12 protein-coding genes are annotated in these 14,014 nt (G+C 67.3%); 5 read left to right on the top strand and 7 right to left on the bottom strand.

The features are described from left to right. Window positions 1-2: 2 nt before the first annotated feature. Window positions 3-1,208 (bottom strand): MFS transporter, encoded by a 1,206-nt coding sequence (locus BLP38_RS06850; RefSeq protein ID WP_091354944.1) that lies wholly within the window; start codon window positions 1,206-1,208, stop codon window positions 3-5. Between the two features lie 456 nt (window positions 1,209-1,664). Here BLP38_RS06850 and nrdH point away from each other — a divergent pair, with 456 nt between their 5' ends. Genes nrdH through nrdF form a run of 4 tightly spaced genes read left to right on the top strand, consistent with a single transcriptional unit; the run spans window position 1,665 to window position 5,482 of the window. After that, window positions 1,665-1,898 (top strand): glutaredoxin-like protein NrdH, encoded by a 234-nt coding sequence (gene nrdH, locus BLP38_RS06845; RefSeq protein ID WP_018188439.1) that lies wholly within the window; start codon window positions 1,665-1,667, stop codon window positions 1,896-1,898. Window positions 1,899-1,901: 3 nt separating this feature from the next. Next, window positions 1,902-2,339, top strand: coding sequence for a class Ib ribonucleoside-diphosphate reductase assembly flavoprotein NrdI (gene nrdI / locus BLP38_RS06840; RefSeq protein WP_091354941.1), 438 nt, complete (start codon window positions 1,902-1,904; stop codon window positions 2,337-2,339). 5 nt (window positions 2,340-2,344) lie between these two features. Then, window positions 2,345-4,477 (top strand): class 1b ribonucleoside-diphosphate reductase subunit alpha, encoded by a 2,133-nt coding sequence (gene nrdE, locus BLP38_RS06835; protein WP_091359623.1) that lies wholly within the window; start codon window positions 2,345-2,347, stop codon window positions 4,475-4,477. A gap of 27 nt (window positions 4,478-4,504) precedes the next feature. Then, window positions 4,505-5,482 (top strand): class 1b ribonucleoside-diphosphate reductase subunit beta, encoded by a 978-nt coding sequence (gene nrdF, locus BLP38_RS06830; protein WP_091354938.1) that lies wholly within the window; start codon window positions 4,505-4,507, stop codon window positions 5,480-5,482. A 196-nt stretch (window positions 5,483-5,678) separates the two neighbouring features. On the opposite strand, the gene BLP38_RS06825 is transcribed toward nrdF, so the two are convergent. The 6 genes from BLP38_RS06825 to BLP38_RS06800 form a co-directional block, all read right to left on the bottom strand. Further along, complete coding sequence (locus BLP38_RS06825; protein ID WP_231916583.1) at window positions 5,679-6,968, bottom strand: RNA polymerase sigma factor; 1,290 nt, start codon at window positions 6,966-6,968, stop codon at window positions 5,679-5,681. 4 nt (window positions 6,969-6,972) lie between these two features. Then, complete coding sequence (locus BLP38_RS06820; RefSeq protein WP_091354933.1) at window positions 6,973-7,305, bottom strand: YciI family protein; 333 nt, start codon at window positions 7,303-7,305, stop codon at window positions 6,973-6,975. 155 nt (window positions 7,306-7,460) lie between these two features. Next, window positions 7,461-8,384 (bottom strand): carbohydrate ABC transporter permease, encoded by a 924-nt coding sequence (locus BLP38_RS06815; RefSeq protein WP_091354930.1) that lies wholly within the window; start codon window positions 8,382-8,384, stop codon window positions 7,461-7,463. Continuing rightward, window positions 8,381-9,337, bottom strand: a complete 957-nt coding sequence (locus BLP38_RS06810) for a carbohydrate ABC transporter permease (RefSeq protein ID WP_231916582.1) — start codon at window positions 9,335-9,337, stop codon at window positions 8,381-8,383. Before BLP38_RS06810 ends, BLP38_RS06815 begins: the two co-directional genes overlap by 4 nt. A gap of 63 nt (window positions 9,338-9,400) precedes the next feature. Continuing rightward, window positions 9,401-10,747: an ABC transporter substrate-binding protein gene (locus BLP38_RS06805; protein WP_172824667.1), complete on the bottom strand. Its 1,347-nt coding sequence runs from the start codon at window positions 10,745-10,747 to the stop codon at window positions 9,401-9,403. A 30-nt stretch (window positions 10,748-10,777) separates the two neighbouring features. Continuing rightward, window positions 10,778-12,883, bottom strand: a complete 2,106-nt coding sequence (locus BLP38_RS06800; RefSeq protein WP_091354926.1) for a beta-galactosidase — start codon at window positions 12,881-12,883, stop codon at window positions 10,778-10,780. Between the two features lie 107 nt (window positions 12,884-12,990). On the opposite strand from BLP38_RS06800, the gene BLP38_RS06795 reads away from it, so the two are divergent. Beyond that, window positions 12,991-13,989 carry a LacI family DNA-binding transcriptional regulator gene (locus BLP38_RS06795; RefSeq protein ID WP_091354923.1) on the top strand — a complete coding sequence of 333 codons (999 nt, stop codon included), beginning with the start codon at window positions 12,991-12,993 and terminating at the stop codon, window positions 13,987-13,989. The last annotated feature ends 25 nt before the right edge of the window (window positions 13,990-14,014 follow it).

The raw sequence follows: 14,014 nt of genomic DNA, 5'->3' as shown, positions 1-14,014 counted from the left end.
GCTCAGGTGATGAGCGGGACGGGCTCCGTGTCGGGTATGGGGCTCGCGTCGCGGCCGCGCAGGTCGGGGAACCCGCGGACGAAGACGGCGGCGACGAGCGCGCCGGCGACGGCGAATCCGGATGCCGCGATGAACGCACCGACCGAGCCGACGCCGTCGATGAGGAAGCCGGCGACCGCAGAACCGGCGGCGGCGCCGATGAGCTGGCCGGTGCCGATCCACCCGTAGGCCTCTGCCGTCTCACTGAAGCGCACGCTGGCGCTCGTGATCGCGAACATGACCGCGAGGGCCGGAGCGATGCCGAGGCCGGCGATGAAGAGCGAGGCGCCCATCCACCAGGCGTTGAGGCTGATCATGACGAGTGAGACGCCGACGGCGACGATCGTCAGGCGACGGGCCATCGCCCACCGGCCGATCGGGATGTGGCCGAAGCCGAGACCGCCGGCGAGGCTGCCGACCGCGAAGACGGCCAGGACGATCCCCGCCTCGAGCCCCTCGTGGCCGAACGACGCGACGACGCCGGCCTCGACGGCCGCGCACGCGCCGATCAGCAGGAAGCCGGTCACGGTGGACAGCAGCACGACCGGCTTGCCGAGGACCCGTCCGAATCCGCGACGGCTGCGGGGGATGCGGACACGCCCCACCTCGGGCGAGGCGATGAACCAGGCGCACCCTCCGATGAGGATGACGACGATCAGGAACAGCGCCGGAACCGTGCCCACCTGCGTCGCGACCAGCGTGATGAGAACGGGCGCGAAGATCCAGATGATCTCCTGCAGGCTCGCGTCGAGCGAGAAGAGCGGCGTCAGTTGGCGCGACGTCACGATCTTGGGATAGATCGTCCGCACGGCGGGCTGCACCGGGGGATTGGCGATGCCGGCGACGAAGCCGAAGACGATGAACCCCGGCATCCCGAATGGATTCACTGCGAGGGCGAGGACCGCGGCCGCGCAGACGGCGGCGGTCAGGGTGAGGACGCGGCGCATACCCCAGACGCCCATCCACCGGCTGGTGACGGGACCGGAGATGGCCTGGCCGATCGAGACGGCGGCGAGGACGATGCCCGCGTAGCCGTAGGACCCGGTCGACTGCTCGACGTGGAGGAGTACCGCCAGGCTGGTCATCCCACTCGGGAAGCGTGCCGTCAGTTGTGCCGCGATGATGCGCGCGACACCCGGTGCGCGCAGGAGTTCCGAGTATCCCGCCACCCTTCCAATCTACCGTCGCCCACGGACATCCCAGATATGGGGGTGCGCCCTCGCGGCGACACGCCGACGACACGCCGGGAAGTCGGATTCGGCCCCGATCCGATGTCGGAGGTTCCTCGTATCGTCCGACCTGTGGACAACCAGCCGAGGGCTTCGCGGTTTCGGCCGGAATCCCGGCCTTTTCGAGCCCGTCCGGAACTTCGCGGATTGGGGATGAATCGGTGGACAACCTGTGTTGTATCTGTGGAGAGATGCGGAAAAACTACACGGATGTAACTACTACCCCTTGTGGTGCTTCCGGGTGTCCGTACCCATATGTAGTATTGAGCTCCCGGCGGCCTTACACCCCCGGGAACCAGGTCGACGGGCGGATCCGGCCCGCATCCTGCAGTCAGATTTTACGAACGAGAAGGACCCCGCACCGGCGGGGGCCAGAGGCAGAGAGAGGGTCGACAGATGGCGATCACCGTGTACACGAAGCCGTCCTGCGTGCAGTGCAACGCGACGTACCGCGCGCTGGACTCCAAGGGCATCGACTACGAGGTCCTCGACCTCTCCGAGGACCCGGCGGCCCTCGAGCACGTCAAGTCGCTCGGGTACCTCCAGGCTCCGGTCGTCGTCACCGACGAGGACCACTGGTCGGGCTTCCGTCCCGACAAGATCGACGAGCTCGCGTCTCGCCTGGTCTGACCGATGAGCGCGGCCGTCATGACGAACGTGCCGCTGCTCGTCTACTTCTCGAGCGTGTCGGGTAACACGGCGCGATTCATCGAGAAGCTCGGGATGCCGGCTCGCCGCATCCCGCTTCACTCCTCCGAACCCGCTCTCCGCATCGAAGAGCCGTACGTCCTGGTCACCCCCACCTACGGGGGAGGCCAGGGCAGGGGAGAAGAGAAGGGCGCGGTCCCCAAGCAGGTCATCCGCTTCCTCAACGACGAGGGCAATCGGAGCCTGCTGCGCGGAGTCATCTCCGCAGGTAACAGCAATTTCGGCGAGGCGTTCTGCCTGGCCGGAGACATCATCAGCCGCAAGTGTCGTGTGCCGCACTTGTACCGGCTCGAAGTATTCGGCACGCCTGAGGACGTCGACCGCGTGAGCGGCGGATTGGAAGACTGGTGGAAGCTGCAGTGACCGACATGGCCTTCAAGACGGAGGTTCGTTTCGAGGGGATGGATTATCACGCCCTCAACGCGATGCTGAACCTGTACGGCGAGGACGGGAAGATCCAGTTCGACGCCGACAAGCGGGCCGCGCGGGAGTACTTCCTGCAGCACGTCAACCAGAACACCGTGTTCTTCCACTCCCTCAAGGAGAAGCTCGACTACCTCGTCGAGAAGGAGTACTACGAGGGTGCCGTCATCGAGGCGTACCCGTTCGAGTTCGTCCAGCAGATCCACGACCGTGCGTACGCGGCGAAGTTCCGCTTCGACACGTTCCTCGGCGCGTTCAAGTACTACACGAGCTACACGCTGAAGACCTTCGACGGCAAGCGCTACCTCGAGCGCTTCGAGGACCGCGTCGTCATGACCGCTCTGGCCCTCGCCGCCGGTGATCAGGACCTCGCGAACAAGCTCGTCGACGAGATCCTCTCGGGCCGCTTCCAGCCCGCCACCCCCACCTTCCTCAACGCAGGCAAGGCGCAGCGCGGCGAGCTCGTCTCGTGCTTCCTCCTGCGCATCGAGGACAACATGGAGTCGATCGCCCGCGGCATCAACTCCGCCCTCCAGCTCTCCAAGCGCGGCGGCGGCGTCGCCCTCCTCCTCTCGAACATCCGCGAGGCGGGCGCCCCGATCAAGCAGATCGAGAACCAGTCGTCGGGCATCATCCCCGTCATGAAGCTCCTCGAAGACAGCTTCAGCTACGCGAACCAGCTCGGCGCGCGTCAGGGCGCCGGTGCCGTGTACCTCTCGGCGCACCACCCCGACATCATGAAGTTCCTCGACACCAAGCGCGAGAACGCGGACGAGAAGATCCGCATCAAGACGCTGTCGCTGGGTGTCGTCGTTCCCGACATCACGTTCGAGCTCGCCAAGAACGACGAGGACATGTACCTCTTCTCGCCGTACGACGTCGAGAAGGTCTACGGCGTGCCCTTCGGTGACATCTCCGTCACCGAGAAGTACCGCGAGATGGTCGACGACGCGCGCATCAAGAAGACGAAGATCAAGGCGCGCGAGTTCTTCCAGACTCTCGCCGAGATCCAGTTCGAGTCGGGCTACCCGTACATCATGTTCGAGGACACGGTGAACAAGGCCAACCCGATCAAGGGCCGGATCAACATGTCCAACCTGTGCTCGGAGATCCTCCAGGTCAACACGCCGACGACGTTCAACGAGGACCTCTCGTACGACCAGATCGGCAAGGACATCTCCTGCAACCTGGGCTCGATGAACATCGCCCTGGCGATGGACGGCCGCAACCTCGCCGGCACGGTCGAGACCAGCATCCGTGCGCTCAGCGCGGTCAGCGACCAGAGCCACATCCGCTCGGTCCGCTCCATCGAGGACGGCAACGACAAGTCGCACGCCATCGGCCTCGGCCAGATGAACCTGCACGGCTACCTCGCCCGCGAGCACGTCCACTACGGCTCGGAGGAGGGTGTCGACTTCACGAACATCTACTTCTACACGGTGCTGTTCCACGCGCTGCAGGCCTCGAACCGGATCGCCATCGAGCGCGGTCAGGTCTTCGACGGCTTCTGGGACTCGAAGTACGCCTCCGGCGAGTTCTTCGACAAGTACACCGAGCAGGAGTGGAAGCCGGCGACGGCCCGCGTCGAGGAGCTCTTCGAGGGCATCCACATCCCGACGCAGGAGGACTGGCTCGAGCTGAAGGCATCCATCCAGAAGCACGGCATCTACAACCAGAACCTGCAGGCCGTCCCGCCGACGGGCTCGATCTCGTACATCAACAACTCGACGAGCTCGATCCACCCGATCGCGTCGAAGATCGAGATCCGCAAGGAAGGCAAGATCGGCCGCGTCTACTACCCGGCGCCGTTCATGACGAACGACAACCTCGAGTACTACGAGGACGCGTACGAGATCGGCTACGAGAAGGTCATCGACACCTACGCCGCCGCCACCCAGCACGTCGACCAGGGCCTGTCGCTGACGCTGTTCTTCAAGGACACCGCCACCACGCGCGACATCAACAAGGCGCAGATCTACGCCTGGCGCAAGGGCATCAAGACGATCTACTACATCCGCCTCCGTCAGATGGCGCTCGAGGGCACCGACATGACCGAGTGCGTCTCCTGCATGCTCTGACCGGCTGAGATTCGAGAGAGAAAAGACATGACCCCCGAACCCCTCAAGCTCCTCGGCTCGGTCCAGGCGATCAACTGGAACCGCATCCAGGACGACAAGGACCTCGAGGTGTGGAACCGCCTCGTCAACAACTTCTGGCTTCCCGAGAAGGTGCCGCTGTCCAACGACATCCAGTCGTGGGCGACGCTCACCCCTGAGGAGCAGCAGACGACGATGCGCGTGTTCACCGGTTTGACGCTGCTGGACACGATCCAGGGCACCGTCGGCGCCGTCTCGCTCATCCCCGACGCGATCACCCCGCACGAGGAGGCCGTCTACACGAACATCGCGTTCATGGAGTCGGTGCACGCGAAGAGCTACTCGTCGATCTTCTCGACACTCGCCTCGACGCCGGAGATCGACGACGCGTTCCGCTGGTCGGTCGAGAACGAGAACCTTCAGAAGAAGGCCCGCATCGTCATGGACTACTACCGTGGCGACGAGCCCCTCAAGCGCAAGGTCGCCTCGACCCTGCTCGAGTCGTTCCTCTTCTACTCGGGCTTCTACCTGCCGCTGTACTGGTCGTCGAAGGCCAAGCTGACGAACACGGCCGACATCATCCGCCTCATCATCCGCGACGAGGCCGTGCACGGTTACTACATTGGCTACAAGTTCCAGCGCGGACTCGAGACGCTCGGTCAGGCCGAGCGCGACGAGCTCAAGGACTACACGTTCTCGCTGCTCTACGAGCTCTACGACAACGAGGTGCAGTACACGCAGGACCTCTACGACGGCATCGGTCAGACCGAGGACGTCAAGAAGTTCCTGCACTACAACGCCAACAAGGCGCTCATGAACCTCGGCTACGAGGCCATGTTCCCGGCGAGCGTCACCAACGTGAACCCGGCGATCCTGTCGGCGCTCTCGCCCAACGCGGACGAGAATCACGACTTCTTCAGCGGGTCGGGTTCGTCGTACGTCATCGGCAAGGCCGTCGCCACCGAGGACGACGACTGGGACTTCTGAGGCGCGGAGCCTCTGAAGAGGGCCCCCGGCACTGCTCGAGAGAGCGGATGCCGGGGGCCTTCCTCGTCCTCGCGACTGCGGGCGGTGACGGATGCAATAGATCGGGCGTGACGCGCCGCCGCGCGGGCGCTGGGAACGGCGTGTCGCGCCGGATCCATTGCATCGGCGCACCTTCAGCGAGGGCGAGTGCCTCGCCTCAGGCGGACTCTGCGGCCCGCCGCCGCAGGAACCGGCGCTCGGCCTCCGTGGGGGCGAGGTCGGCCGCGCGCTCGTAGTGTGCGAGCGCCTCGTCGCTCCGGCCCGCCCGACGCAGGAGGTCCGCGACGGTCGCGTGGAGCAGGTGGTACCCGTCGAGCGTCCCTTCCGGCAACGCGGCGAGAAGTGCGAGGCCCGCATGCGGCCCCTCGGCGAAGCTCACGGCGACGGCGCGGTTGAGTTCCACGATCGGTGACGGCGCCACCCGCGAGAGTCGACCGTAGAGCTCGGCGATGCGCACCACGTCCGTGTGGCCGAGCGACGGCGCGGTCGCATGCAGCGCCGCGATCTCCGCCTGCAGCAGGTAGGGCCCCTCGACGCCGTCGACGAGGCGCCGTGCAGACCGAGCCGCCGCGAGCGCCGCGACACCGTCGGCGATCATCCGCGCATCCCATCGCGCGCGGTCCTGGTCGGCGAGGAGAACCAGGTCGCCCTCGACGTCGAGTCTGACCGCGGTGCGCGAGTGCTGGAAGAGCATGAGGGCGAGCAGCCCTCGCACCTCGGGAAGGTGCGGGGAGTCCACCATGAGGAGATCGAGGAGCCGGACGAGGCGGATCGCCTCATCCGCCAGAGCAGGCCGCACGAGGTCTCCGCCGCCGGAGTACCCCTCCGTGAACAGCGTGTAGAGCACGGCGAGCACGGCATCGGTGCGTGCGGGCAGCTGCTCTCGCGCCGGGACCCGGTACGGGATGCCCGCGTCCCGGATCTTCGCCCGCGCGCGGACGAGCCGCTTCTGCATCGTGGCAGGGGCGACGAGGAAGGCCCGGGCCACCTCCTCCACGTCGAGCCCCACGACGGTGCGGAGCGTGAGAGCCACTCGCGCTTCCATCGAGAGCGCCGGATGGCAGCAGGTGAAGATCAGACGGAGCCGATCATCGCCGACCTCGGTGTGCTCCTCGGGATCTCCCCACGCGGCGGTGCGTGCCTGATCGAAGTCCACCGCGGCTTCGACGGCGGCTCGATGTGCGGTGGCCCGCCGCGTCGACGCCCGGCGGAGACCGTCGACGGCGGCATTCTGCGCGGCCGTCGTGAGCCATGCCGCCGGGTTGCGGGGGATGCCGGTGCGCACCCAGGCGGTGAGGGCGCTGGCTGCGGCATCCTGCATCGCGTCCTCCGCGAGCTCCCAGTCGCCGGTGCGACCGATCAGGCCGGCAACGATCCGCAGGCGCTCGGCGGCGACCGTCTCGGCAAGCGCCCTGCTCACTGCGACGGTCGCCGGATCGCCGGTCACGGGGTCATCCCAACGGCCACACGGGGCGCACCTCGACGCGTCCGAAACGGGCCATCGGATGCCGCGACGCGATCTCGATGGCCTCATCGAGGTCGGCGACGTCGATCAGATCGAAACCCGCGATCCATTCCTTCGTCTCGGTGAAGGGGCCGTCGGTGAGGATGGTGCGACCGTCGCGGACGGTGACGGTCGTCGCATCGGACGGTGGGCGCAGGCGATTGCCGACGCGCGCCGCGCCGCGCCGGTCCAGATCGGCAGCCCAGTCCTCGATGTCGTCCTCCTCCGGCACGTAAGTCGGGGCGGCGGGATCGCTGACGATGAACAGCAGATACTCCATGGTTCTCTCCTTCGAAGGTCGGTGTCTCAGGGACGACGCAGGTGGGGCCCGGACGAGGACACCGTGTGGAAGATCCGGTCGTTCCTGATTACACGACGGATGCCCCGCCGCCCAGAGGACCGCGGGGCATCCGTCGACGTCACGCCGGGCGTCGATCAGCCCTTGACGCTCCCGGTCGCCAGCCCGCTCTGCCAGTACCGCTGGAGGAAGAGGAACGCGATGATCAGCGGCAGGATCGAGACGAACGAGCCCGTGATCACCGTGGAGAACAGCGCCTGCGCGCCGCCGCCGGCGGACGCCGCGGACTGGAGCTGCGCAAGTCCCACCGTGACGGGGTACAGCTCCGACGTGTTCAGCATGATGAGGGGCAGGAAGTAGTTGTTCCACGTCGCCACGAGCGAGAACAGGAACACCGTGACGAGGCCGGGGCCGAGCAGACGCAGCCCGACCTGCCAGAAGATGCGGAACTCGCCCGACCCGTCGACCCGCGCCGCTTCCATGAGCTCCGTCGGAATGGAGTCGGCCGCGTAGACGCGCATCAGGTACACGCCGAAGGGGCTCACGAGTGACGGGACGATGATCGCCCACGGCGTGTCCGTCAGACCCGCGTTCGAGAACAGCAGGTAGGTCGGCAGTGCGAGGGCAGTGAGCGGGATCATGATGGCGCCGAGGGTCGCGCTGAACAGTGCCTTCTTGCCCGGGAAGTCGTACTTCGCGAACGCGTAGCCGGCCATCGCCGAGAGGAGGGTCGCCCCGGCCGCCGACACGACGGCGTACAGCACCGTGTTGACGAGCCAGCGCCAGAAGATCCCGCCGCGCACGGTGAAGAGGGTCGCGAGGTTGTCCCACAGGTGGAAGTCGCCGCTGAACCACAGTCCGAAGGTCGCGAACAGGTCGGAATTGTCCTTCGTCGCCGACACGATCAGCCACCACAGCGGGAGGACGAAGTACGCGGCGCACAGCCACAGCAGCACGGTCAACGGCACGTTCCGCTGACGCCCGCGGTCGTAGGCGCGACGGGCGCCGACTCGGCGTGCAGGCGTGCCGGTCACGACGGCGCGGGTCTCCAGATCGGTCATCGGACGGCCTTCCGTTCGCGACGCTCGCTGCGCTGGCTGGCGAGCTGGACGACGTACGAGACGATCGCGATGAACAGTCCGAGCAGGAACGCGATCGCCGCGGCGTAGTTCAGCTCCTGGTTGATGAACGCGAGGTTGTACGCGTAGTAGTTCGGCGTGTAGGAGTTGGTGATCGCGTCCGGCGCGATGTTGTTGAGCAGGCTCGGCTCGGCGAACAGCTGGAAGGTCCCGATGATCGAGAAGATGACCGTCAGCAGGATGGCGGGGCGGATGGCCGGGATCTTGATGCTCCACGCGACACGGAACTGTCCCGCTCCGTCGATCTCCGCCGCCTCGAACAGGTCGGCGGGAATGGCGCGCAGCGCCGCGTACATGATGATCATGTTGTAGCCGACGAACTCCCACGTGACGATGTTCATCATCGAACCGAGGATGCTGCCGGGCGAGAGGAACTCCGGAGTGCCCCAGCCGATGCCGCGGGCGATCTGCGCGATGGGGCCGAAGTCGGGCCCGTACAGGTAACCCCACATGAGGGTCGCGACGACCGCGGGCACCGCGTACGGCATGAACACCAGCAGGCGGACGCTGCGCGAACCGCGCACCCGGCCGCTGTCGAGGGCCAGCGCGAGGAACAGCGCGAGCCCGAGCATGATCGGCACCTGGATGACGAGAAACAGCCCCATGCGTCCGATGCTCGCGAGGAATGCGGAGTCCTGCAGGGCGCGGACGTAGTTGGCGAGGCCGGCGAACACGTCGCCGCCGATGAGCTTGCTCTGGAAGAGCGAGAGGTAGCCGGAGTAGGCGAGCGGCACGATCAGCATCGCGATGAACACGATGAAGAACGGCAGGATGAAGAGGTAGGCGGCGACGTTCTGTCGGCGGCGGTTCGAGCCGGTGCGACCGCGAGACGCGGCGGGGGAACGCTCAGCGCTGAGCGTCGAGGTGGTGGTCACGGATCCTCCTGGGATCGGATGCGGAGGGGATCGGGGCGCCCCGATGGGACGCCCCGATCGCACTCACTTGACGGTGAAGCCCTGGTCCTTCGCGTAGGAGACGAGCTGGTCCTGCCAGGTGTCCAGCGCCGACGCGATGTCGCCCTTGTCGGCGATGACCGTGCCGAGGGTCTCTTCGTAGCTGGAGTAGACGTACTCCATGAAGGGGAGCCACTGGAAGTTGGTGTCGACCGTCTGGGAGATGTCGGCGAACAGCTTGTTCACCTGCTGGCCGCCGTAGAACTCCGACGTCGCGTCGAGGAACGCGGGGTCTTCGAGCACCGAGTTCTGCGGCGGGAAGAAGAACTGCTCCGTCGCCAGCATCATGGCGGACTCCTCGTCGTGGTTGATGAACTTCGCGAGCTCGGCTGCCGCGATCTTGTTCTCCGACGATGCGAGGACGGCGTCCGAGGACCCGCCCCAGTTGCCCGAGACCTGCGACCCGGCATCCCACTGCGGGAGCGGTGCGGCGCGCCAGAGACCGGACGTGCCCTCGGCGGTGCCCTGCAGGAAAACGGGCCCCCACGCGGCGGTCAGCCATCCGGCGTATTTGCCGCTGGCGAGGCCCTGGTACCACTGGTCGTTGAAATCGACGTCGGTCGAGACGAGGTCGCGCTGGATGAGATCGGTCCAGTAGGCGGCGACCTCCTTGGCCTCGGTGCTGTTGACGTCGATCGACACGGTCTCCTTGCCGTCGTAGCCGAACGGCTTGATGCCGCGCTGCCAGAAGAACCCGATGAGCTGGCCGGCCTGGGTCGCGCCGAGGTTCGAGATGTACGAGCCCGTCTTGGACTTCACCGCCTCCGCGGCCGTCGCGTACTCCTCCCACGTCGTGGGGGCCTCGGTGATGCCGGCCTTCTTCAGGATGTCCTCGCGGTAGAGGTTCCCCATGGGGCCGACGTCCTGCGGGATCGCCCAGACCTCGTTCCCCGGTGAAACCTGATTCCACGCCCATTCGACGTAGTCGCCCGACAGGTCGTCCGCGCCGTACGGCGCGAGGTCGAGCAGGGAGTCGGCCAGGACGAACGACGGGATGTATTGGTATTCGATCTGTGCGACATCGGGCGCCCCCTGGCCGGCTTCGATGGCGCTCCGGAGCTTCTGATAGTGGGGGAGGCCCTGGCCGACGTTCTCGACCGTGACGTCGATCTTCGGGTACTTCTTCTCGAAGAGTGCGACCTCCTTCTCGATGTCGGGCACCCACGTCCAGAACGTGAGCTTGGTGGGGGTGTCCATCGCCTCGTCGATCTGATCCTGCGTGACCGTCTCCTGCGAGGGGCCGTCGGAGGATGCCGGGGCGCAGGCCGCGAGCCCGCCGATGGACATGGCGCCGACTGCCAGCGCCGCTGCTGTCTTGCGTGCCGTTCTCATGTGATCTTCCTTCGTGGTGGGTGGGGTGGTTCAGTTGTCGGGGGTGGAGCTGAGGAAGCAGCGGGTGGCCCACGCTGCGAGGACGAGGTCTGCGCCGGGAGCGAGCTCTTCGCCGGTGACCGCGTCGCGCGCGCCGACGGCGAGCTCGACGGTCTGCGGCGCCCAGCCCCAGTTGAAGACGAACCAGGCCCGACGACCGTCCGGAAGCGAGCCGGACGCGACGGAGACGGGGAGGGCGGCCTTCTGGAGCAGTCCCGCCGAGATCGGTTCGGGGACGGCCCAGCGCACGAGATCGGCCGCGAGGGCGGGTGAGGGCAGCGTGCCGACGACCGTGATCCTGCCGCTGCCGTGCGAGCGCGTCGTGACGGCCGCGAAGTCGCGGAACCGCGGGTGATCGTAGGTCACGAGCGTGTCCGCATCCGTCGGCATCAGTCCGTCGGCCCAGGCCTCCGCGGTCGCGCCGGGCGTCACCTCGAGGGTTCCGACGCCGACCGCGGCCACCGGTCGCTGCAGATTCGAGAACTCCTCGTACGAGACTCCGGCGGGCTCGGCGAGGCGGGCCGGCGCAACCTCGATTCGGGCCCGCGCCTCGTGATCGCCGTAGCCGGTGCGGATGCCGACGATCAGGTGGCCACCGGCATCCGCGTACTCCCGGAGGAACTCCAGAGCACCGTCGTCGGCGACGTAGACACCGGCCGCGATGAGGACGGGGAAGCGTGCCGCGAGTTCGGCTGCGCCGAGATCGCGGGCCTGCGCGACGTGGATGACCCGTGCCTGGGCGCCCGCGTCGAAGACACCCCGGTAGGAGGCGTCGAAGATGCGCTCGTACGACGCGGCGGCAGGTTCGCCCGCGTCGTCCATGAGAGGCGGGAAGAAGTCGAACGCGAACCGGCTGTCGGTGGACCAGAGGAGGGCGACGTCGGCGTCGGGCTCGAAGCCGTCGAGGGTCGGTCCGATGGCTCCGAAGGCCGCGCCGACCTCGGACAGCTCGCGGTACACACGTCCGGGCTCGAGGCTGTGGGGCAGGATGCCGCCCCAATAGGTCTCCGTGCCGTACGGCAGCGTGTGCCAGTGCCAGTACTCGATCATTGCCGCGCCGCGCGAGACGAAGGCGAAGGCGGCCTGGGTCAGCTGGCCCGGGTACGGCGGTAGGTTGAAGGCGGAGCCGCCGATGGACTGAGCGTCGGTCTCGGTGATGAGAAATCGCTCCTGCTTCGAGGAGAACGTGCGGTCCGCCTGGCAGAACATGCTGCTGACGCCCGACGTCGTCCACGGCGTGACCGGGGGGAGTTCCCGGGTCGCGTCGAGGTGGTCCTGCATCGCGTAGTAGGGATTTCCTGCCGTCACGTCGAGCTCGAGTGTCACCGAGCGGTCGTCGAGAGCCGGTCGCGGGTAGGCGATGCAGGTCGTCACGAACTGGTCCGCTGAGGCGTACTCCCGCACGATGGCCGCCTGCCAGGCGATGAATTCCGTCGTGAGGTCGGCCTGGTAGCGCCGCCAGGCCAGGTCGTACTGCGGCAGGCTGTTGCCGTCCGGTGTCCACAGTTCCGACCAGTCCGCGATGCGGTGGGACCAGTAGGTGAGCCCCCACTCGCGGTTGAGCGTCTCGACGTCGCCGTAGGCGGCAGCCAGCCGCCGGACGAATCGCTGGAACGTGCTCCGGTTGTGAGGCAGGAGCATGCCCGGCTCGTTGTCCACCTGATAGCCGATGACGGCAGGGTGATCGGCGTAGCGGGCGACGACGGCGCGGATGATGCGCTCGGCGTAGTGGCGGAAGGCCGGGTGGGAGTAGTCCACTTCCTGACGAGCTCCCCACGGGTGCGGATGGCCGGTGGCGATCTCCGCGGCGATCTCGGGGTGGGCGACCTGAAGCCACGGCGGGACGGCGTAGGTGGGCGTGCCGAGGATGACCGCGATACCCCTGTCGTGCGCACCGTCGAGCACGGGCTGCAGCCAGTCGAGGTCGAACTCGCCGTCACGGGGCTCCCAGGTCGACCAGACCGACTCGCCGACACGGATGACGGTGAACCCCGCCTGCTTCATCAGGTCGAGGTCGAGTTCGGTGCGCTCCGTCCAGTGGTATTCCGCGTAGTACGCGGCGCCGAACAGAAGGTGCGAGGGCAGGGGCGCAGGCATGCAGGGACTCCGTCGTCAGGCTGGATGTTGTCGGAAACATCTCCGATGCGCACCATGATGTTTCCGATAACATCAGATGTCAAGTAACAGTTCGGGGACGAGGGTGCATGGCTGGTCGGAGCACGAAGCCGGCGACGATCTACGACGTCGCCGAGGCGGCCGGTGTCTCGCATCAAACGGTCAGCCGGTACTTGGCGGGGTACGAGGGCATCCGCCCGGCGACCCGGGAACGCGTCGAGCATGCCCTCCACCGGCTCGAGTACCGGCCCAACCTCAGTGCGCGGGGCCTGAAGCTCGGTCGATCGCACATCATCGCCGCCCTCACCCACGAGCTCGGGCAGGTGGGGCCGGCACGCGTTGCCGAGGGTGCCGCGGCCGCAGCCCGCGAGGCCGGGTACGTCCTCGACCTCATCACCCTCGACGTCCACAATCCGCGCGCGATCGAGGAGTCTCTGCGTCTGCTGAATCAGCAGACGCTCGCCGGCGTCCTCGCGCTGTCCTCAACGGACGAGATGAACCGGGTGTTCGCCGGAGCCGACTTCGCCGTGCCCCTTCACGTGCATTCCGAGCCCGACGATGCGACGGGCGCCCACGACACCGGCCTCCCGACGCTCATCGCGCACCTGGCCGCGCTCGGCCACCGTCGCATCGTGCACATCTCCGGCGCGGGCAACTGGCCAGCCAGCCGCAACCGCAGTCGGGCCGTCGCGGCCTCCGCGGCCGCCCACGGGCTCGAGGTGGTCGCGGAGTTCCAGGGCGATTGGTCGGCGGCGTCGGCTCACGCCGCCCTCGCTTCGCTCGAGCGGCTGCCCGCGGCATCCGCCTACGTCGCCTCGAATGACCAGATGGCCCTCGGCGCCATGCTCGCCCTCAAGGAGCGCGGTCTGCGCGTCCCCGAGGACGTCAGCGTCGCGGGTATCGATGACATCCCCGAGGCGGCGTTCTTCGACCCGCCGCTCACCACGCTTCGCGTCGACTTCGCTGCGCGCGGGCGTCAGATCGTCGCCGACATGCTCGACAAGATCGGCGCCCCCGCTCCCTCGAGCCCCGTCGTCGACGTGCCGACGCTGCAGGTCCGCAGGTCTACGGCCCCACCGCCCGACTGAACGGGTGCGGCTGTCGAGCGGAGGG

The organism is Microbacterium sp. LKL04 (assembly GCF_900102005.1).
GTDB lineage: Bacteria > Actinomycetota > Actinomycetes > Actinomycetales > Microbacteriaceae > Microbacterium.
This window is presented reverse-complemented; position numbering and strand designations above follow the sequence as displayed.